The sequence below is a fragment of the Janthinobacterium darwini genome (assembly GCF_051380905.1).
Lineage (GTDB): Bacteria > Pseudomonadota > Gammaproteobacteria > Burkholderiales > Burkholderiaceae_D > Janthinobacterium.
Genome location: NZ_JBNYXX010000001.1, coordinates 2,422,604 through 2,441,856, shown reverse-complemented (window position 1 = coordinate 2,441,856; position 19,253 = coordinate 2,422,604). Strand labels below are relative to the sequence as shown.

Genomic DNA, 19,253 nt, shown 5'->3' with positions numbered 1-19,253 from the left:
TGTTTTACGGCGAGCACTATTGGCAGCGACGAATGTCTTGCGGCCTATTGTGTTGAAAAGATCGAGAGGCAACAATTTTGGATGGTTTCAGACCTCCAGGCAAGCGGTGAGCGTTCGCTATCAACGATGAACGACAAAGTCGACGTTGACGCAGCCGAGAAATATCACCCGCTTGACGTGACGTCAGCGTTCGGCCAAGAGCATACGGTCGCTTTATCAACGAGAAACAGCTTACGCACGCTAAGCACCAATTCGGTTGAGCCCCAAACGAAAGATGCCAAACTAAAGTTGCCTCAAGTAAGTAATTGCCGATTTTTATGTGGATGCAGGTTTGTTGGGATAATACGGCCCCTTGGATTACTTTGAAAGTGCGATAGTGGCTATAACGGACGTATCGACCCTATTCTTCGGCATGACACTTAACCTCTCGATCATGGCCGTGGCGTTGCCCTATTTTATGGGGCGGGTGAACCGTGCTGCGCGCTATGCACAAGCCGGTATCGTATTGCAAACTGCAGGTTGGATTTTCCTGCTGTGGTCAAGCACTTTTGAACGGGGCGGCTGGGCCGACCACCTATTGTCAACGATGGCAATGGGCAGCGTCTCGGGCGGCATGGTATTCAATGCCATGGCCTTTCAATTGTGGTACGGCCGTAAGGCGAGTGCTCGCATTCCAGCCGCCATAGCCGTACTGATGACAGTAGGCTACTGCATCGGTTTTTCCGACTATCCGTTCAGGGTAGGCTGGGCGAATGGCCTGCTGGCATTGCAGATTGCAACCATCATAGTTCCCCTGTGCCGTGCGCCACAGGTAGCAGTTGGACGCTGGCGTTGGCTATTAATCATATGTCTTACAGTTCAGATGCTGGTACTTGCCGGCCGCGCCGTGCTGGGTGCGTTCTACACCGCTGAGTTTCCGAATTTTTTTGGGCCGTATCTGATCAACCGGGTGTTTGCCTTGTCATCGAACTCGATGATGATGATGTCGGTGGTGGCCATCCTCCTTGCGCACCGCGACGAGGCGGCCCGGGAACTGGAACGGTTGGCTACGCTAGACGGTCTGACCGGCGCCTTGAACCGCCGCGCCTGGATACTAAAGTCCGAAATCGACCTGGCCAGAAGTTTGCGATACAAGCAGCCGCTCGGCGTGTTGATGCTTGACCTCGACTATTTCAAGCAAATCAACGACAAGCACGGCCATGCCGGTGGCGACAGGGCGTTGCAAGTTTTCGTCACTGGCTTACGGGCTGTGAGCCGTGCCGGAGATCTGTTCTGCCGCTACGGCGGCGAGGAATTCTGCGTGCTACTCAACTGTGCCGACCTCGCCTCGATCATAGCTTACGACGAACGCATGCGGCAGTGGCTGGCGCTGCATTCGCTCAACGAACTGGGTTTTGCACTCTCTTACAGCGGAGGCATCGCCATGCGTATGCACAATACCGACTCCATAGAGAATATGCTTGAGCGTGCCGACGTCGCCCTCTACAAAGCCAAGTCGCAGGGGCGTGGCTGTACGCTTGCCAGCTCGGAAGTTCTCTGCGCATAAATCGGTGGTTTCTGTTTCATCTTCAACACTCCTGTAACCTAGCCGTTTAGGTTAGAGTGTTGCGACCACCGATTGAATCCGCAGCCAGAAGCAGCCGTTGAAGCGAAACTTGAATAACTAAAATCAATGATAAAAATTATGGAATATGAAATACGACTTCAGTTGGGACAGAAAATTTCCCGCATTTCTCTATTTTTTTTCTCGTTAATGTTCTTTGGCTGCGCCTTTGCTCCTGAAGTTTTACCGGCTCATGTAAGGTTTTTTTCCTTGGCGCTATCGGCACTATTTGCTTGCGTAGGGAGCAATAAATCTGCTTTGGTTTCACCGGCGAAGAGCTTGCAATGGAAGTTCATGCCGCCGACACCACGAGCTTTGTTTCTCGCTTTTTTTCAGTTGCTAGTATTGTCGGCTGTGATGATGTTCTTGGATGTTTAAATTGCCACGAGTTCACTAGACACTGCTGAACTGCTCATAAGCACTGGCTGGACGACAGTTGCAAAGGGTCAGTAAAGCATCCAATGGGGCGGTACCTGCCAACGACGGCAAGCGGCCAGAAGCGGTCATACGATTTCTATTCTAAAACCGAAGACTTGCAAGGAAACACTTGGATTTTACAGAACTTGCTTTTAAGAGGATCGATGGATCCTGGATAAAGGCGCTCGACTACGTCGATTGGGCAAATGAGTTGCTGGAAGGCGGTTGTGATGCGCCAAGCATTTGGGAACTCGCTGTGTGCCGCTGGGACGACTACGTCGATTCGGATCAAGTTGAACGATTATTTCAGTCATGCATAAACGAACTAAGATTGGAACTGCCGAGTGACTGGTACAGCGCTCTACGTACTTATTCTAGTAGCATTTGCCAAAAGATGCTTCAAGGCCAACTTCTGCCTTGGGAATGCGTGCAAGAAATGCTAACAATTTCTGACGATTACAATGAGCCTTATATCCACTGGATCTGGCTGGATCTCGTCGACGACCTCGATCCAGCAAAAGCTCAAACCGACTACATAAAATTTAACGGAGCGCTTGACCTAAATAAACCCGAAGAGTGCATCCAATCAGTCGCTCAGCAATTCGTTTTCCTCTGTTCTGTATCTCTACCTGAAAGATTTCCGTGGATATGGCGCTGCGAAATGTGCCAGGCACTTAGCGAGGAAAACACATTTACGCAAACGAAGACATGCACCTGTACCCGCTGTGGGGGCATCGCTACAATGAAAAATATGCGATTTTTCGAAAATCGAGACGCATTGGTGAAAAGTCTCGACAGCGGCGAAAAAGCCGACGCAAAATGTTGAGCTGTGTCCGCTATGGGGCGGCACCTGCCAACAGCGGCAACCGGCCACAAGCAGCCGTTGACTTCATGATATACAAATAGGCACGTTGCCGTGCCAGCGGTTTGGGTCTCGTGCGCATGACCGGTTCAGGCGCGTCAGCGCCGATCGGGATTGGCGTGCGTTCGTTCGATCCCGGGATCGGATCTTGGCACCTACCATACTGGATCGATATGAATGAGGGAATTTTCCGCTATCGGCTATCATGTTGTTGATCCGAAGACGATATTTTCCAGAAAATCAACTGACCAGCAGAACCATGAAAATAGACTGCGACTATGCAAAACAAATTGAAATAGCGGTGGAATTTCCGCTTTCAATCTTGTACAAATACAATGGCCAAGACAATTTGGATGTGACGCTGGATGACAATATAATATATCTGATTGATGAGGCGCTAAGAAAAGTCGGAGTATATGTAAAAGACAAAGTCTTGAAAACATATCACTCCGAAAAAAATGAAGAAATCCTGAGTTATCAACTGACATTGATCGTTCAACCGCCAGGATTTAACTTGCATTGCATTGCAAGCGACTTAGCTCAAGAAAATTTCCATCAAGGATTATGCATTAAACTGAAATCTCAACATCATGGTTTCAGAGTAACATATGCAGAACCCGCAGTCAGGCGAGACTGAGGCAAGGCAATACTCCATCGAAGGAAAGAATATTCCCGATCTATTTTTCTGAGCATGGGGCGAATTCCAGGGGCTGGATTCGGGAATCACTTTTCGACAGGACACTCTTCGCAATCGCAGTCATCTCCATTGCACTTGCCGGGGCTTATATATGGAAATTGCCGGGAAAATCATGACAGAAGACGGCAAGGAGCGATCCGTCAATAGTGCCAGCATAAAAATGGTGTAGACTCCTTCCGGAAAAACTTTTCGGAACATTTATCTATGTTGCCCTCTAAAAAACGCCTGCAAATCTCGAACTTGACTGACGATACCGATAAATGGTCCCTCTTTGATGCATCAACGGACGACGCCCCGATGCTCGTGAGAGTTAACACAACGGCCAAGCGTTGGGCGCAGCACCCATCACTGAATATTCGCGTGGGTTTTGCGATACCGCTTAATCAGCCGAACCCACAAGGCCTGCCTGATTCAGCCGAGAATTTTGCTGTGGGTCAGATAGAGGACACCATCCGTTCACATATCCAGTCCTCTGGGCCGGCTATTCATGTACTTTCAATCACAACCGGAACGTTCAAAGAGTTTGTTTTTTACATTGAGAATGGCGATTCAGTCGCAGATATCCATGAAAAATTAAAAATGGAAATTATGTCCCACGAAGTGCAATGTATGGCTGTGCACGACCCTGAGTGGACGGTGTACTCGTCATTCCTACAATAAACTTTCCGCATTGTCGCATCAGGTATAGCAGCTCAAACTTAACAGGCCGGCATCCTTGACTTACTTGCGCGCCACCCTCGCCACGACAAGTTCGATCAACTCCGCAATCAACGGCCGGAACGTGGCTGCATCGCCGCCCTGCCCCAGCATGACGGTGCGCGTGGTCAGGTGCGAGAAGACGGCGTCGAACAGGATCTGCGGCAGGTTGGAAAACGAGGTATCGGGCGCGATGCGGCCCTGGGCGCGCTGCTGCTCCTGCAGGCGCAATATCAGGGCGTGCCACACTTGCGGGCCGTGCTCGTACCAGGTCAGGCCCACGGCCGGCACGGCGGCGGCGCCCGTGACGACGAGGCGGTAGAAAGCCACGTGGCGGGGGCTGGTGACGACGGCCACCAGTTCATCGAGGATCAATTGCAAGACCTGTTCCAGGCCAACTTGCGACGTATCGAGTCACGTAGGTCGGATTAGCGTAGCGTAATCCGACACCATTGTTGGCGCCGTAGCGTCGGATTACGCGGCGTGTCTGGAAGCCTGACCTACACCGCCTGCTGCCGGCCAGAAGCGGACGTTGCTGATTTCTTGGAGCAACAGACCTGCGAGCGCATCCGAGAGATTTGGCAGTATCGTGTGAAATCGTGGAACTTTAAGCCACTGTCGGCTGCTGAGCCGACAGTGGCATTCAATTGCAGGCGCGAGTACAGCTGCGATACTGCACTTCACAAGCCTGCAAACGCTCAGAGCGACGGGCGCGAAAAGCTTCGGCTTCGGTGGGCCGCAACTGCTGCGACTGGGGGCGCAGTTCCTTACTCGCGGTGGCATACGGATTGGTATTCTGATTCATCGACAACATTGGATTGGTATCACCTTCGGTGGCTTGCTGAACCTGTGTACGGCAGTCTTGGCGAGTCGAAACACAAACCGGTTTGCACAAGGCGACCTCTTGGGTAGCCTTGGCGTCGTCCAATTTGTCTTTGGCATATGACGTTTGCGACAAACACGCCAACATTATGAGGAAACCAGTAAATCGAATCATGAAAGCTTTCTAAAAGACTGCACGCAACTCCATTGTTGCGCATCAGAAAATAAATATACATCTTGATAACAATTCTAGCCAGAGGTTTTTGTCACTGCTTTTCACATAGGAAATGAAACGATGCGAAGTAGATGACATGTCGTCTTTACAGCACTATACATTTCCGAAACCATACTTCATACATACGGCTCAATAGTAGATATTGTCCGCTATGGGGCGAAAGCGGAACTTCGCATGCGAAAAATCTGGCAGCAAGTCGTACCACATTTGAATGTGGCAATCCGCTTACTTTGGAGCTACGGCATTGGCATTCGGCGGAGTATCCGACGAATGTCACTTTATCGGGGATGAGTGGTAGTTACCTGGTGGTGAATGGAGTCAACGTCAAATTTTTTAGTTTCCAACATCACCGTCAGTTAGAAACTATCACTGTTAACGCTTGATTAGTGACATGCTATGCTAGGGGCAGCCGACTGCATTTGACCAAAGCGAACTTAGCTCAGTTCGATTTTATGATGTTTTAGCGAAAGAATATAGATGGCTCGAGACAATGAACGAGCGACCTCAGGATTTCATGCTGCGCCTTCGAGATGCGCTAACTGCCTCCTGGGACAAACGAACAGCTTATCTGGAAGTGGAACAAAGAGGCAACCCGCCAATAGCAGCCGGACGTTTTCCAGTATCTGAGATGTTGCATATGAAATTCGATTGGCATGGTGGAGAAATATCACGCACAACGGCAATCGATGTTGACTACCGCAACAGGCAAAACGTTCGGCGGTTTCTTGCCCATGAGTGTGGACCACATTTCAAATTCGACCGTGAACTCATGGCGTGGATGCGCAATGGCAATGCGAAAAACACGGGCGAGGTTGCGGACGAGTGGACGCGTAGCCGTTTAGGACGCGACTGAGTTCGGCTAATCGCGGACTGTCGCGTATTTCTCAAAACGGTGGCTTCAGTATTTATTCATTAGGGGAAAGCAATGAGTCGATTATTTCCAGAAGATCGCATGGCGTTTGCCTGGTTGCGCAACAACTAGTTCTACCCATTGGCAAGTGCCGTAGTCCTTGGCGACGTAAGCGCGCTTTATGTCCAGGACTGGAGCGATCCTCGCCTGCTCGAAGCCGCAGTGGTATTCGACTTGGTGGTTGTTCTGCCGCTACTCTACCTTTGGTGCTACCGCTCCCGAGGAGCAGCGGCGATCGTGCGCGCGGTATGTCTCGCTTCGCTCGGGATCTGGGCAACTGGCCACATTGTTCCCCTTGAGCATCAGCACGTGCTCGGTTCACTCAGCTGGCTGCGCACGACGGCGATGGTGGTGCTTGTACTGATCGAGATCAGAATCTTGTTTAACTTTTATAAGGCAATTTTCGCGTCTGACAAAACGCCTGAAGAAATCGCTGAAAAGCTGGCCAGCGACGTCAAGTTACCGACTTGGCTGACGCGCTTGTTCGCGCTGGAGGCGCGCGCGCTGCGCAGCCTGGCCGGTTTTGTAAAAGGCTTCTTGGGTCGTCGTTAGTATGGGGTTCAAGGTACAACGGAACGGAGAACCGGGTTAGTCTTTTAAAAGACGCTAAGGATGTAGTTGCAACGGCACGCAATTCAAACCGACCATGCTCGCATTTGACGCCGATCCCGGTTCGAATTAACTGCAACTGACGGCCAGGCCGTATTCACGCCAACGTCCGCAGCCAGAAGCGGTCCTTCTAGCGTGATGTTGCTAAATGGGGCCGCCGATCCTCAATAAACTGGAGTCTTGATGTTTCGACATGCGTTTACACTGATTTTGATGGGATGGGCTTTTATTGCGCATGCGCAGGGCCAAAGCGTCGAGTTGAAGGCTCGCATTGAGAAAATTGAGAATGGATTGCTGGAGCCAGTTGCTGTACGTGGGGCGCCCACACGTAAGATGCGGCTGATTGATCGAATGCAAGCCTTGCATGTACCGGGGGTGAGTATCGCCGTGATCAACGCCGGCATGGTGGAATGGGTTGGTTCCTACGGTGTTGCGGACGTGAAGACGGGACGTCCCATCACATCAAACACGTTCTTTCAAGTAGCCTCAATTAGTAAACCGGTGACCGCCTTTGTGACAATGAGGCTAGTGGCCGGTGGAAAGATTGATCTTGATGAAGACGTGAATCGAAGGCTTCGTCAGTGGCATTTGCCTGTCGCGCAGCAGGCCACTACGGCTCGGGCACTGCTAAGCCATACGGCTGGTATGCCAGAGTTTGGACTGCTGGGCTACCGCAACGATGAACCAAAGCCTACACTTTTGCAGGTATTAGAAGGCTTGGTCCCCGCGACCAATCCCCCAGTCGCAGTGAAGAACTCTTTGACCGACCGCTATGCGTACTCTGGCTTGGGCTATGTTGTGCTGCAACAGTACATAAATGACGCTACTGATCTGCCGTTTGACGTTTTGGCCAGTGAAACGGTATTTAAGCCGCTCAGGATGCACGACTCACTATATGCGCAGTCGCTTCCGCCAACCCTAGCTTCACGAGCAGCATTTGGCCACGAAGTGGACGGCACTATCGTTGCGGGAAACTGGCGCGAATATCCTGAGTTAGCCCCCGCTGGTTTATGGAGCACTGCGTACGACTTAGCTCTCTTTGCGGTTGCCATTCAGCGCGCTGCATCCGGACAGGATTCGCGCCTTATTACTCAGCAACACGCAAGGTCGATGCTGACGCCAGTGCGCGGTCATTATGGCCTCGGATTCGAACTCGATCATACCGGGGAGGAGGCCGTATTCCATCACAGCGGTTCGAATGCTGGTTACAAATCGCTGTTGTTTGCATATGAGCGTACCGGGCAAGGCGTGGTAATTCTCGCAAATTCGGATAACGGATGGATTCTAATTGAAGAAATCGCGCGCAGCGTTGCTGCCGAATATGCGTGGGGTGACTACCATCCAATGGAACGCGTAAGCGTCAAACCTAATACTTCTCTATTTAGCCAATTTTCTGGCGACTTCGCAGTGTCCAACACAAAGGTGCGCATCAGCCACGACAATGGTCATCTATTTATTACTGGGCCGCCGGTCGGGCCTCTGTCAGTGGAATTGATCTCGGCAGGCGACTACGATTACTTTATTCGTGAAAAGGACGTCACCTTGCATTTCGATAGCAATGGTAGTGACAAGATTCAGACACTTACTTTTGTCGATGGCCGGCCGCGTAAGGGCACGCGGATTACCCAGACAGCGCCCCACGCAGATTAGCTGCTCAGTACGACGTTGTGCAAGGTTGGTGACCGTCCGCTATGGGTGCGGATTCAATCGATCAACGCAACACACTGTTCAAATTGTTGAGCTGGTGTTTGGTAGTCTAGCGTCTTCCTGGGGCGCTCGTTGAGTCTTCTGGCTACCGCATCGAGTTGCTCTTGCGAATACGTGGAAATATCCAGCCCCTTGGGGAAATACTGGCGCAACAGGCCGTTGGTATTTTCATTTGAACCGCGCTGCCACGGATTCTGTGGATCACAGAAGTAGACCTGGATGTCAGTGGCCAAAGTAAAACTCTTGTGGCCAGCCATCTCTTTGCCTCTGTCCCAGGTCAGTGATTTATACAGTTCGTGGGGCAGCCTGCGGGCATTGTCGATCAGCGCATTGACAACCGTCTCGGTGTCCTTGGCGGCAACTTTCACTAGCATGACGCAGCGCGTCTGGCGCTCGACCAAGGTCACGATCTGGCTGTTGTGGCTGCCGCATAGCAGGTCCCCCTCCCAATGCCCGGGCACCGCTCGATCCGCTGCCGTCGCTGGACGCTCGCTGATCGACACGGCGTCGACAATTCTGCCGTGGTTGTCCGTCTTTTGGGTGTGATGACGTGAACGGCGCATGGCGCGCGTCCGGCGTAAGTGCTCCAGCAGCTCTTTCTTTAAGGCGCCTCGTGCCTGGATATAGAGGCTGCGGTAAATGGTTTCGTGCGACACGTGATACTGCTCGTGGCGCGTGAACAGCTGCTTGAGCCAGCCAGCAATCTGTTCCGGCGACCACTGCAATTGGAGCTTGCTGGCAACCATGTTGGCCAGCATGTGGCTCTCCGTCAGCTTACAAGGTTTGGGGCGGCGGGTCTGATCCCAAGCATGCTGATCGGCTTGAGTTGCGCGATATGCTTCGCGGCCACCGTTGCGCTTGAGTTCCCTGCTGATGGTCGACGGTGCTCGTCCAGGGCGACTGGCAAGTGCGCGGATGGATACGTCGGTAACGATGGCGCGCGATACCTCCTCGCGCTCGGCCAGCGTCAGCGCCATTCTGGAACGGCATCGCGGCGCTGGCCGTATGCCACCAGACTCAGCCAGAATTCGCTGTATCGACGAGTGATTCCGATCAAATAGTTGGGCTATCATTTGTAGGGAATCACCTTGCTTCCAGCGTTTCCACATCAAGGCCTTCTGAGTCTCGGTGTAATAAATACGTGGTTTCTGTTTCATCTCCAACACTCCTGTAACCTAGGTGTTTAGGTTAGAGTGTTGCGACCACCGATTGAATCCGCAGCCAAAAGCGGCCAGTCAACATTCTTCCATGACGCTAAAAATGTAAGTGTATGGAATTATGTTGCGCCCACCGTCAGGCCTGACGGATGCAGGACTCTGACTGGCAGCGCTATTCACTGACAATAATAGATTTGCCTTGATCTAGAATGTGATGATGAAGTGAGCGCCATCGTTGACCGGGCGGGCGTAGCGCACAGTACCGCCGTTCAACTGAATTAGCTGCCGCACCATTGCAAGGCCAATACCGCTTCCCTGTTTTTTGGTCGAGAAAAATGGCGTAAACATTTCTCCCGCTACCCCATCGGCAATGCCATGTCCATTGTCACGCACATCGATGCGCAACCGGCCACCTGTCGTGAGGCGCGCATCGACGGCCACTTGTGGCACCCGACTCGCGGTGGTTGCTTCTAACGCATTCTGGAGCAGGTTAACCAGAGCTTGTTCGATCTGGCCAGAGTCAGCCCGTAATGCCAGCGTGCTTGATGCGACGACGAAAGTCGCGCTTCCTCCGCGGGCCTGCCAGCTCGGTGCCACCAAAGCCGATAAACGTGCAAACAAGTCTTTGATTAGAAATTGCTGCGGCAGAGGCGTAGGTAGGCTAGCCAACACGCGGTAATGGCTGACGAAATGAGCCAGACTTTCAGCGCGACGGCTTATTGCGTCTAGCGCGACGTCAAGGTCTGCGGCCACGTCGGGAGCAAGAGAACCTGCTGCCTCAGCGAGCAGCGTGCGCGACGTTTGCGAAAGGGACGCCACTGGTGTCAGTGAATTCATGATCTCATGGGTCAATACGTGGACGAGCTTGCGCCAGGCTTGCATGGCTTCAGCGGATAGTTCGTCCTCCAGCGGCAGCAGTGCAACGAGGGACTGCGGCGCACCATCGACGGTCAAAGCATTGCGGACGGCTAGGGCACGTTCAGTGCCATGCTCACTGTCGAACTGAACCAGCGTTCGCGTGCCAACGGAAAGGCCGGCTAAAGCCGTATTTAGGGGAACCGTGTCAGTGACACGTCCAGGCGCCAGAAGGCGCCGCGCGCTTGCATTCAATGGTTCCATCCTGGTCGGAGTCATGTTGAACAGAGGGACCGGTGCATGTTCAAGGCGTGCTTCAAGCAATAGCAGTCGGGCAGTCTCAGGCGCTTGCAAAGTCGTGAGTGGAAACTGTCTCTCTGGCGTCATTGCCGTAACGTGTCCGATTGAATGCCACATCAGCGCTGCAGCGAGCACCACTGTCAGGACGAGCAAAACGGCGGCGCGTGCTCCCAGGCCATCAACGCTCTCATTTAGCGTACCTCCTACCCACCCAGCCGCAGCAAGCAGTGTCCCGCCGAGGGCGACGCGAGCCTGTCTATAAGCCATGTTTGTCCAGCTTGCGATACAGTGCTGCCCGGCTTACACCCAGCGTCTTGGCAGCCTTGCTGATATTTCCCTTAACTTCCAGCAGCGCCGCGGCGATGGCGGCACGTTCGAGTGTACCCAGTTCACGTGGGACGTCGATGGTGAGCGGGGACGATAATGCAGGCACAGCTGTCTTCGCTGAAATACCAAAGTCAGCGATGGTATAGACATTTTCCCGACCTAGGATGACAGCGCGTTCACAGGCATGGCGCAAGGAGCGAACATTGCCTGGCCATGCATTCGAGCACAGTACATCGAATGCAGTCGCTGCTATGGCGCGCGCGGGTTTGCTATATTGGTGCTCGTAGTGGGCCAAATAATGGCGCAGCAAGTCCGGAATGTCACCCGCGCGCTCGCGTAAGGGCGGGACGCGCAGGACGATAGTATTTAGGCGAAACAGAAGGTCTGTGCGAAAAAGCGCAACGTCGTGCAGCCGCTCTTCTTCGAGATTGGTAGCACTAATGACGCGCACGTCAACGCCCTCGGGAGTGTCCGCGCCCAAGGGCGTCACCTGGCGTCGTTCGAGCACTGTTAGCAGCTTCGCTTGTGCTGTCAAGGGCATATTGCTGACTTCGTCAAGAAACAATGTGCCACCGCACGCTGCCTGGAAGCGGCCCGCGCGGTCATTGCGTGCATCGGTGAACGCACCGCGCCGGTGTCCGAACAATTCGCTTTCCAGCGTTGCCTCTGGCAGGCTCCCCATATCCACTGCGAGAAACTGCCGGGATGCCCGGTGTGAAGCCCTGTGAACGGCTCGCGCCACCAGTTCCTTGCCAACGCCGTTTTCTCCTAGGATCATGACGTTTGCCTCGGTGGGTCCCACACTGGCGATCATGTCACGCAAGGCAGCCATCGCAGTCGAGTTTCCGAGCAATCCATCGGCGTCGGCTGGCGCCGCGTCAGATGCTTTAGCATGAATAGGCTGACGCAAGGCCTGTCGCGCAAAGGCTGCCTCGACAGCATGCACTAGGCGAACGTTATCCCACGGCTTTGTCAGAAAATCGCTTACGCCGCCCTGCATCGCCGCAACGGCCAGAGGAACATCAGCGTACGCGGTCATCGCGATGATATCGGGTGGGTTGGGCAGCGCCCTCAATTGCGCCAAAACTTGCATACCTTCGCCACCATCCGTCCGTCCCGCCGAAAAATTCAAATCGAGGAGAACAACGTCAGGACGATTGCTTGCGAGCCATGCGGGTAACTGTCCAGGATGGTCAAGTGTCGCGACCTGCGCAACGTGCCGGCGCAGCAGCATACGCGCTGCCAGCGCCACGTCTGCATCGTCGTCGAGGATCAGTACATTTGCTTGCTTGCCGGACATTGGAAATAAAGGAATTAACAGAACTCGAGTTTATCAGCATGCGTTGCATGATTCCACAGCGCGATATCACTTTGCCCAAAGTGTCCGGAAGTGGACAGTTTGCATGTGCGTTTGCGGACGAATGAGCGGGCAAGTGAAAAAAAATACCGGTCGATTCGTCCGAAACCGCGTGGCACGGATGTTGCAACAGTAGAAATCATGACAAAAGACCACAGCGTAAATACATCACGCCCTACGGGTGCGGCTATGGACCAACCGGTCCTGCGACAGCGCGGCCGGCGTTGGGGCATGGCAATAGCGATTTTGCTCATCTTAATTGGACTTGCTGCACTGGCGTGGTGGCTCTGGCCCAGCGGACTACAGGTACCCGCTGCCAGCGTGCGCATCGCTGTCGTCGAGCGCGGCATCTTGCGCGACGACGTGGCCGCGCGTGCAACGGCCCAGCCGCTGCACTCGGTCGTGCTGGATGTGGTGGAAAATGGTCGGGCCGAAGAGGTGATGGTGCGCGATGGCGCGCTGGTACGCCAAGGCGAATTACTGTTCCGGCTGTCGAATCCACAGCGCCGGCTTGAGGTGCTTGCACGCGAAGCTGAGCATGCGCAGCAGATTTCAAACCTGTTGAACCTGCGCCTCGCGGGTGAATCCAGCCGGGCGGAAAGTGCGCGGCGCAGCGCCGACCTCGCGTTTGCAGTCGTTCAGGCTGAGAAGCAATTCGCGAGGAGCGCGGCACTGGCCAAGCAGGGTTTCGTGTCGGGTTCTGCACTGGAAGAAGTAGCCGACCAGCTGACGCGGCAGCGCCACGCGCTAGCCAGCGAAGACGCTGCTGGGAAAAGCGAAGAGGCAGCCCGGCGCGACGCTATCGGACAGATTGCCCAGGCGGTATCCAGGCTGGAAGATGGCCTGAAGTTGGTCAATGCCGGCGTCGATGCACTGGCCGTGCGCGCGCCCGTTGCCGGCCGCCTTGCAGATTTCAAATTGCAGGTAGGGGAAACAGTCCGATCAGGACAGCGCCTTGGACGCATCGACGACATCGCGCAATTTTGTTTGGCGGCCCAGCTCGACGAATACTATTTACGTCGCCTTGCCACCGGCCGACCGGCGACAGCCGTGATCGATGGCCAGACCAAGCACGTGATTGTCAGCCGCATATATCCGCAAGTGAGCGACGGCAAATTCACGGTTGAGTTGACGTTCGTTGATGGCCAGCCGGCTACCCTCAGCCCAGGCCAGAGCGTCGACGTCCTGATCACGCTGGGTGCTGCGCGGACTAGCTTGCTTCTTCCAAATGATGCGTTCAGCAATGACACCGGCGGCGGCTGGGTATTCGTCGTGCGCGCTGACGGCGTACAAGCGGAGCACCGGGCCGTGCGTTTTGGCCGGCGCAACAGCACGCAGATCGAAGTACTCGACGGCTTGGTCGCCGGCGAGCGCGTCATCGTGTCGTCATACACGCCGTATGGAACGGCGCTGCATCTTCAGCTTACCCACTAACAGGTCTCTCACGGAAATGACAACATCATGCAATTGAATCGCACACAACAGGAAAGCATGTTCAGGCTCGTCAACATAACGAAAACGTATCGTGGCGGCGAGGTGCAGACAACGGCGCTTGACCGGATTGACCTCACCATCGCCGCGGGTGAATATGTGGCGATCACCGGGCCGTCCGGCTGTGGCAAGTCAACACTCTTGGCTATGCTGGGACTGCTGGACACGCCCGACGGTGGCGAATGCTGGTTCGACGGTCGCAATGTGGCGGGCTGGAGCGAGGCACAGCTCAACCGATTACGGCGCGGACGTATCGGCTTCATTTTTCAGAATTTCAATCTAATCGAAGAATTGACGGTTGCCGAAAATGTGGCATTGGCACTTGACTACCTGGATGTGCCTGCAACGCAACGAAAGGTTCGCGTCGCCGCGATGCTTGATCAACTAGGCGTGGCGCACCGCGCCGGTCACCGTCCGTCGCAACTTTCCGGCGGACAGCAACAGCGTGTAGCCATCGCGCGCGCGCTCGTGGCCAGTCCAGCGCTGCTGCTTGCTGATGAGCCGACGGGCAATCTTGATACAGCACACGGCGACGAGGTGATGCGCATTCTGCGTCAGATCAATGCAGATGGCACGACCATCGTCATGGTGACGCACTCGCCGACGCACGCCGCGCAAGCTTCGCGTACGGTACGGCTGCTGGACGGCCGTATCCTGATCGACGCCCTGCAGCCCGCCTGACCGGAGAGCGAACATGTTATTGACCACGATGCGCCACAGCGCACGCGCACTGCGGCGGGAACCCGCCTACGCTGCCATTGTCATAGTCACCCTAGCTATCGGCATTGCCTCAGCCATACTGATTCTCGGCTTAGTGCGTTACTGCTGGCAATATAATGCCGAAGTGCCCGATGTGGAACATGTCTACGTCGTGAAGCAACGCGACAATGTCGATCCCACGGGCCCCTGGTACGACCAGGCGCCGCTGCTGCTGCGCTCTGTTGCAGCGGCAGCGCCCGGTGTGGCTGCGGCCACCGGCTACTTGCCATCACGTCCCGAGACAGCAGGCTTGACGGTCAACGTCGACGGCAAGCTGCATGCCCTGAAAAGCCTGACTGTCTTGCCTGGGTTTGTCGAGATGTTGGGCCTGAGGGCAGTGCAGGGCGATCTTGCCACCACATTGGAAGCGCCGGATCAGATCGCGGTCACCGAATTAACTGCAATGCGCTTGTTTGGCACCAAGCAGGCGCTGGGCCGCAGTCTGTTTGCGGAAGGTAAATTGTTACGGGTTGGCGCGGTTCTGCGTACGCCGGCAGCGAATACCACCATGCCATTTGAAGCATTACTAGGCACCGATTCAACGCTAGCGGCCGATGTCCGCGATGAAATGCGAACCGGCCTCAAAGGCTGGCCAGGCAAGCTCCTGGTGCGTGTGCACACCAGCGCGTCTGTGCCGATGCTTGTCCGACAGCTGCAGGACGCAGTCGACGGTGCACCAGCATTACATCAGCAGACCCCCGATATCAAGGCGCGCCTGGGCCGGCGCCCAGTAATGGACATTGCGCTAGCGCGGCTCGACGCAGCCTATTTCGATACGGGCATCAAGGGTAATTTCATCGCCAGCGCGGGCCAGCGGGGCGATCCGGTGGTCGTTGCCGGCCTTGCCGCTGTCGCCGTGCTCATTCTTGTTCTGGCTTCGATCAATTTCGTGAACCTGGCGACCGTGCGGGTAGTGCGGCGCCAGCGTGAACTGGCCATGCGCAAAGTGCTCGGCGCCTCAGCTTGGAGCATTGCGCTCGAATTGCTGGCGGAGGCATGGCTGATCACGTTCTTGGCGGCTGCTGTCGGCCTACTCCTGGCATGGCTGGCACTGCCGCTGTTTTCGACCCTGGTCGGCCGCCAACTCAACGACGCGCTCACAATTGGCGACCTGGGTTGGGTCGGTATCCTTGTCGTCGGGCTCGGGCTGTTGACGGCGGCCTGGCCGGCGTGGATCGCTTGGTCTGTCCCTTCGGCAAAATCATTGGCCGGGCGCACGGCAACTGAATCGCGTGCGACTGCACGCCTGCGGCGCAGTATGACCGTGGCGCAGCTAACGGCAGCGATTGGATTTGCCAGTGTGACCTTAGCCATCGCCTGGCAGACAAGTTACGCCATGCGCGCTTCGCCTGGATTCGACCCGGCCTCCATACTTATCGTAGATATGCCTGAACAGGTCAAATACAGCGCGCCAGCGCGCGGCCTGATGACGGCTTTGGCGGCTGCGCCCGGGGTACAAGACGTAGCTGTGTCGGATGACGCGATCGGCCGTCATAACGACACGTGGCGCCGCGACCTGAAACGTCCGGATGGCACCAGTGCCACGATGGAAATCAAGCAAGTTAGCCGCAATTTTTTTATGCTTTACGCCATCAAGCCAGAAGCCGGGCGCTTGTTCGATCGAACCCTGGACCATGACGACGACTCCGTGCCGCTGGTTCTAAATGCACTTGCAGCACGCCAGCTCGGCTTTGCCGACGCACGAGCAGCACTTGGTCAAATCGTCATCACGACAAGTTTTGATAACAAGCCGGTCCCAGGTCGTGTCATCGGGATCGCGCCACCACTGCGGTTCCAGTCCTTGCGCGAAGCACCGACGCCGATGGCGTTCCAATTGAGCACAGGCGGTAGTGCCTTGAGCGTGCGCACGGATGGCGACCCCGCCAAGGTGGTTAATGTCATCAGGTCCATATGGCCAAGTTATTTTCCCTCGGCCATTGCGTCCATCCAGCCAGCGTCGAGCGTCCTTGCCGCCAATTATGCTGACGATGCGCGCATGGCCAGCCTACTCGCACTGGCAACAGGTATCGCCCTAACCCTTGCAGCATGTGGAACCTACGTTCTGTCGGCCGATACAGTGCAGCGCCGCGCTCGCGAAATCGTCTTGCGCAAGCTGCATGGTGCAAGTGACTCTGCTATCGGCCTCCTGGTCTTGCGCGGCGTCGGAACTATGCTGTTGGTAGCCGCGTTAATTGGATTGCCGGTTGCAGCAGTGGTCATCGCACGTTATCTGTCTACTTGGGTCGAAACGGCACCAGTCGGTTACTTGACCTTACTGCTCGCGTTCGTCGTGACCAGCGTTGTTGCATTGGCGGCAGCCAGTCGACAAGCGTGGATCGCGATGAAGGTCCGTCCCGCCAATGCCCTTCGAATGTAACGCATCAATGTTCGTTACGAACACTCGACGTAAGCAAAACGCAGCTTTTGAAAGGCTACTTTGGGGGGCAAGCGGAACTTCGCATGTGAAAAATCTGGCAGCAAGCCGTACCACATTTGAATGTGGCAAACCGGTGCTGTCGAAGAGTCGATGGCAGCCTGTGTCAGACCTGTTCGTCGGTACACAGTGTGCCTGCAAGCTATAACGCTTCAGGACGATGGCGCCGCCATCGCCAGCGAATCGGAGAGGATATGCCACAAGGCCGCGTGGCGCTGCTGTAGGGCGGCGCCGCCCGCGTAGATCAGTTCCACGTGCAGGCTGTCGACGATGCCCAGGTAGGCTTGCGAATACAGGTCGAGGCGCTGGGGCGCCAGGGCGGGCGCCATGCGGCCCAGGCTCTTCACGTAATACTGCTGCAATTGCGCCAGCAAGGCTTCGTAGCCCGTACCGACTTCGATGCGCAGGGGAGCGGGCGGTAAATACGCCGTGCGCAGCAAAAAGCGCAAATGGGCCGAATCCGCATAGCGCTGCGCCATGCGGTCGCAGTACAGCGAGCCGGCCAGTTGCCCGTCGGCAGCCTCCAGCGCCGCCTCGTCGGCGAAACAGGCGTCCATGAAGGCTTGCTCTTCGGCCAGCGCGTCGGCAAACACGTCCAGAAACAGGGCGTCCTTGCCGGCGAAATGGGAGTAGAGCGACGCCTTGCGCATGCCGGCTTGCGCGGCGATGTCGCTGAGAGACGAGGCATCGTAGCCATGTTCCGAAAAGTGCACGACGGCGACGGCACAGATGTTATCGGCCGAAGCCGAGCGCTTTTTCATCATTGGGGTGAGAGTGAGTGAGGCGTCAGTGCGCTCCCAGGCTGCTGGCATGGGCCGGATGGACGCGCGCAGTGGCCAGGGTCAGCCATGATACCAGCAGGCCGGCCACCGTCAAGAACAGCAGCCAGGGCAGCGGCCCCCATTCGGACAGGCTGGCCGCCAGCGGCGTGGCCAGCGAGGACAAGGTCATCTGGATGGCGCCCAGCAATGCCGCCGTGGAACCGAGCGCGCGCTGTTGTGAGCCCATGGCCATGGCCATCAGTGCCGCTTCCGCGATGCCCAGGCCAAACAGCGCCACGAACATGCCGGGCACGACGGCGACAATGCCGAAGCCCGCCCACGCACCCAGCAGGGCCAGCACGGCGCCGCCCAGCATGGCGGCGCTACCCGCCACGCAGAGGCGCGCCACACCGTGCTGTTCCACCAGGCGGCCGCTGGCCATGGCGCCCAGTAGAACGGCCACGCCCGTGGCGCCGAACACCAGGCCGAAGCTGCCGGCGGACAGGCCGAAATCGCGCTGGTACACCAGAGACGCCCCGCCGATATAGGCAAACAGGAAAAAGAAAGTGGCGGACAGGGCCAGCGCGGGTAGCAGGAAGGCGCGGTCCAGCGCGATGCGCGCATAGGTGCGGTGCAGGCCGCGCGGCGAGACCCGCTTGGCGATGGGTAAAGTTTCCGGCAAGAACAGTGCGCTATTGAGCAGGGTCAAGGCGCCCAGCGCGGCCAAGGCCAGCATCACGGCGCGCCAGCCGTATTGGGCATCGAGCAAGCCGCCCACGGCGGGCGCCAGCACGGGCGCCAGGCCCACGATGGTCATCAACAGGGCAAACAGCTGCGCCGCTTTGACCCCATCTGCCACGTCGCGCACCATGCTCATCACCACGACCAAGGTCAGCGCCGCGCCCAGGCCCTGCAGCAAACGCGCCAGCAGCAGGGTGGACAGCTGGTCCGCCTGCGACGCCCATACGGCCGCCATGATGTAGACGGCGATGCCGGCCAGCAGCGGATAGCGCCGGCCCAGCATGTCCGTCAGCGGCCCACACAGCAATTGTCCGCCGCCCAGGGCCAGCAGGAAAACGGTCAGGCTCAGCTGCACATTTGCATACGAGGTGTGCAGTTCCCGCGCCATCGCAGGCATCGAGGCCAGGTACATGTCGATGCCTGCCGGACCGAGCACGGCCACCAGGGCCAGGGAAGCCGCCAGCCCAAGACTGGCGGCGGGAAGAGTGGTTTGCTGCTGCATTGCGATTCCTT

The 19,253-nt window shown here is 56.2% G+C and carries 18 protein-coding genes; 11 read left to right on the top strand and 7 right to left on the bottom strand.

Going from position 1 to position 19,253, the window contains the following annotated elements:
- Nucleotides 1-352 precede the first annotated feature (352 nt).
- The 5 genes from ACQ4WZ_RS11215 to ACQ4WZ_RS11195 all read left to right on the top strand — a co-directional run bounded on the left by ACQ4WZ_RS11215 (nucleotide 353) and on the right by ACQ4WZ_RS11195 (nucleotide 4,239).
- Complete coding sequence (locus ACQ4WZ_RS11215) at nucleotides 353-1,546, top strand: GGDEF domain-containing protein (RefSeq protein WP_436573428.1); 1,194 nt, start codon at nucleotides 353-355, stop codon at nucleotides 1,544-1,546.
- A gap of 138 nt (nucleotides 1,547-1,684) precedes the next feature.
- Nucleotides 1,685-1,981: a hypothetical protein gene (locus ACQ4WZ_RS11210; protein ID WP_436573427.1), complete on the top strand. Its 297-nt coding sequence runs from the start codon at nucleotides 1,685-1,687 to the stop codon at nucleotides 1,979-1,981.
- 169 nt (nucleotides 1,982-2,150) lie between these two features.
- Entirely contained in the window at nucleotides 2,151-2,846 is a 696-nt protein-coding gene (locus ACQ4WZ_RS11205; protein WP_436573426.1) for a hypothetical protein, read from the top strand.
- A gap of 295 nt (nucleotides 2,847-3,141) precedes the next feature.
- Entirely contained in the window at nucleotides 3,142-3,519 is a 378-nt protein-coding gene (locus tag ACQ4WZ_RS11200; protein WP_436573425.1) for a hypothetical protein, read from the top strand.
- Between the two features lie 264 nt (nucleotides 3,520-3,783).
- A complete protein-coding gene (locus ACQ4WZ_RS11195) occupies nucleotides 3,784-4,239 on the top strand; it encodes a DUF695 domain-containing protein (protein ID WP_436573424.1) in 456 nt (151 codons plus the stop codon).
- Nucleotides 4,240-4,299: 60 nt separating this feature from the next.
- On the opposite strand, the gene ACQ4WZ_RS11190 is transcribed toward ACQ4WZ_RS11195, so the two are convergent.
- Nucleotides 4,300-4,656, bottom strand: coding sequence for a TetR/AcrR family transcriptional regulator C-terminal domain-containing protein (locus tag ACQ4WZ_RS11190; RefSeq protein WP_436573423.1), 357 nt, complete (start codon nucleotides 4,654-4,656; stop codon nucleotides 4,300-4,302).
- Nucleotides 4,657-4,918: 262 nt separating this feature from the next.
- Nucleotides 4,919-5,272, bottom strand: a complete 354-nt coding sequence (locus ACQ4WZ_RS11185) for a hypothetical protein (RefSeq protein ID WP_314605459.1) — start codon at nucleotides 5,270-5,272, stop codon at nucleotides 4,919-4,921.
- Between the two features lie 550 nt (nucleotides 5,273-5,822).
- Between ACQ4WZ_RS11185 and ACQ4WZ_RS11180 the strand changes: the two genes are divergently transcribed.
- From ACQ4WZ_RS11180 to ACQ4WZ_RS11170, 3 genes are all read left to right on the top strand, one after another.
- A complete protein-coding gene (locus ACQ4WZ_RS11180; RefSeq protein ID WP_436573422.1) occupies nucleotides 5,823-6,185 on the top strand; it encodes a DUF6434 domain-containing protein in 363 nt (120 codons plus the stop codon).
- Between the two features lie 138 nt (nucleotides 6,186-6,323).
- Nucleotides 6,324-6,794: a hypothetical protein gene (locus ACQ4WZ_RS11175; RefSeq protein WP_143452527.1), complete on the top strand. Its 471-nt coding sequence runs from the start codon at nucleotides 6,324-6,326 to the stop codon at nucleotides 6,792-6,794.
- 240 nt (nucleotides 6,795-7,034) lie between these two features.
- Nucleotides 7,035-8,501 carry a serine hydrolase domain-containing protein gene (locus ACQ4WZ_RS11170; protein WP_133992099.1) on the top strand — a complete coding sequence of 489 codons (1,467 nt, stop codon included), beginning with the start codon at nucleotides 7,035-7,037 and terminating at the stop codon, nucleotides 8,499-8,501.
- Between the two features lie 53 nt (nucleotides 8,502-8,554).
- Here ACQ4WZ_RS11170 and ACQ4WZ_RS11165 read toward each other — a convergent pair whose 3' ends face one another.
- The 3 genes from ACQ4WZ_RS11165 to ACQ4WZ_RS11155 form a co-directional block, all read right to left on the bottom strand.
- Complete coding sequence (locus ACQ4WZ_RS11165; protein WP_101480877.1) at nucleotides 8,555-9,715, bottom strand: IS30 family transposase; 1,161 nt, start codon at nucleotides 9,713-9,715, stop codon at nucleotides 8,555-8,557.
- Between the two features lie 204 nt (nucleotides 9,716-9,919).
- The gene (locus ACQ4WZ_RS11160) at nucleotides 9,920-11,137 is read right to left on the bottom strand and encodes a sensor histidine kinase (protein ID WP_101480878.1); all 1,218 of its coding nucleotides are present in this window, start codon (nucleotides 11,135-11,137) and stop codon (nucleotides 9,920-9,922) included.
- Nucleotides 11,127-12,497: a sigma-54-dependent transcriptional regulator gene (locus ACQ4WZ_RS11155; protein WP_436573421.1), complete on the bottom strand. Its 1,371-nt coding sequence runs from the start codon at nucleotides 12,495-12,497 to the stop codon at nucleotides 11,127-11,129. Before ACQ4WZ_RS11155 ends, ACQ4WZ_RS11160 begins: the two co-directional genes overlap by 11 nt.
- Nucleotides 12,498-12,785: 288 nt before the next feature.
- Here ACQ4WZ_RS11155 and ACQ4WZ_RS11150 point away from each other — a divergent pair, with 288 nt between their 5' ends.
- The 3 genes from ACQ4WZ_RS11150 to ACQ4WZ_RS11140 are packed head-to-tail and all read left to right on the top strand — an operon-like array spanning nucleotide 12,786 to nucleotide 17,181.
- Nucleotides 12,786-13,988, top strand: a complete 1,203-nt coding sequence (locus ACQ4WZ_RS11150) for an efflux RND transporter periplasmic adaptor subunit (RefSeq protein WP_436573420.1) — start codon at nucleotides 12,786-12,788, stop codon at nucleotides 13,986-13,988.
- 27 nt (nucleotides 13,989-14,015) lie between these two features.
- Nucleotides 14,016-14,726, top strand: a complete 711-nt coding sequence (locus tag ACQ4WZ_RS11145; protein WP_243858134.1) for an ABC transporter ATP-binding protein — start codon at nucleotides 14,016-14,018, stop codon at nucleotides 14,724-14,726.
- A gap of 13 nt (nucleotides 14,727-14,739) precedes the next feature.
- Nucleotides 14,740-17,181 carry an ABC transporter permease gene (locus ACQ4WZ_RS11140; RefSeq protein WP_436573419.1) on the top strand — a complete coding sequence of 814 codons (2,442 nt, stop codon included), beginning with the start codon at nucleotides 14,740-14,742 and terminating at the stop codon, nucleotides 17,179-17,181.
- Between the two features lie 209 nt (nucleotides 17,182-17,390).
- On the opposite strand, the gene ACQ4WZ_RS11135 is transcribed toward ACQ4WZ_RS11140, so the two are convergent.
- A complete protein-coding gene (locus ACQ4WZ_RS11135; RefSeq protein WP_436573418.1) occupies nucleotides 17,391-18,002 on the bottom strand; it encodes a TetR/AcrR family transcriptional regulator in 612 nt (203 codons plus the stop codon).
- Between the two features lie 22 nt (nucleotides 18,003-18,024).
- Nucleotides 18,025-19,242, bottom strand: coding sequence for a Bcr/CflA family efflux MFS transporter (locus ACQ4WZ_RS11130; protein WP_436573417.1), 1,218 nt, complete (start codon nucleotides 19,240-19,242; stop codon nucleotides 18,025-18,027).
- Between the last annotated feature and the right edge of the window lie 11 nt (nucleotides 19,243-19,253).

Bases quoted from the DNA above. Each gene is read 5' to 3' on its own strand.
- ACQ4WZ_RS11210 (WP_436573427.1), top strand. From the start codon at position 1,685: ATGGAATATGAAATACGACTTCAGTTGGGACAGAAAATTTCCCGCATT.
- ACQ4WZ_RS11200 (WP_436573425.1), top strand. From the start codon at position 3,142: ATGAAAATAGACTGCGACTATGCAAAACAAATTGAAATAGCGGTGGAA.
- ACQ4WZ_RS11195 (WP_436573424.1), top strand. From the start codon at position 3,784: ATGTTGCCCTCTAAAAAACGCCTGCAAATCTCGAACTTGACTGACGAT.
- ACQ4WZ_RS11185 (WP_314605459.1), bottom strand. From the start codon at position 5,272: ATGATTCGATTTACTGGTTTCCTCATAATGTTGGCGTGTTTGTCGCAA.
- ACQ4WZ_RS11180 (WP_436573422.1), top strand. From the start codon at position 5,823: ATGAACGAGCGACCTCAGGATTTCATGCTGCGCCTTCGAGATGCGCTA.
- ACQ4WZ_RS11170 (WP_133992099.1), top strand. From the start codon at position 7,035: ATGTTTCGACATGCGTTTACACTGATTTTGATGGGATGGGCTTTTATT.
- ACQ4WZ_RS11165 (WP_101480877.1), bottom strand. From the start codon at position 9,715: ATGAAACAGAAACCACGTATTTATTACACCGAGACTCAGAAGGCCTTG.
- ACQ4WZ_RS11160 (WP_101480878.1), bottom strand. From the start codon at position 11,137: ATGGCTTATAGACAGGCTCGCGTCGCCCTCGGCGGGACACTGCTTGCT.
- ACQ4WZ_RS11155 (WP_436573421.1), bottom strand. From the start codon at position 12,497: ATGTCCGGCAAGCAAGCAAATGTACTGATCCTCGACGACGATGCAGAC.
- ACQ4WZ_RS11150 (WP_436573420.1), top strand. From the start codon at position 12,786: ATGGCAATAGCGATTTTGCTCATCTTAATTGGACTTGCTGCACTGGCG.
- ACQ4WZ_RS11145 (WP_243858134.1), top strand. From the start codon at position 14,016: ATGCAATTGAATCGCACACAACAGGAAAGCATGTTCAGGCTCGTCAAC.
- ACQ4WZ_RS11140 (WP_436573419.1), top strand. From the start codon at position 14,740: ATGTTATTGACCACGATGCGCCACAGCGCACGCGCACTGCGGCGGGAA.
- ACQ4WZ_RS11135 (WP_436573418.1), bottom strand. From the start codon at position 18,002: ATGATGAAAAAGCGCTCGGCTTCGGCCGATAACATCTGTGCCGTCGCC.
- ACQ4WZ_RS11130 (WP_436573417.1), bottom strand. From the start codon at position 19,242: ATGCAGCAGCAAACCACTCTTCCCGCCGCCAGTCTTGGGCTGGCGGCT.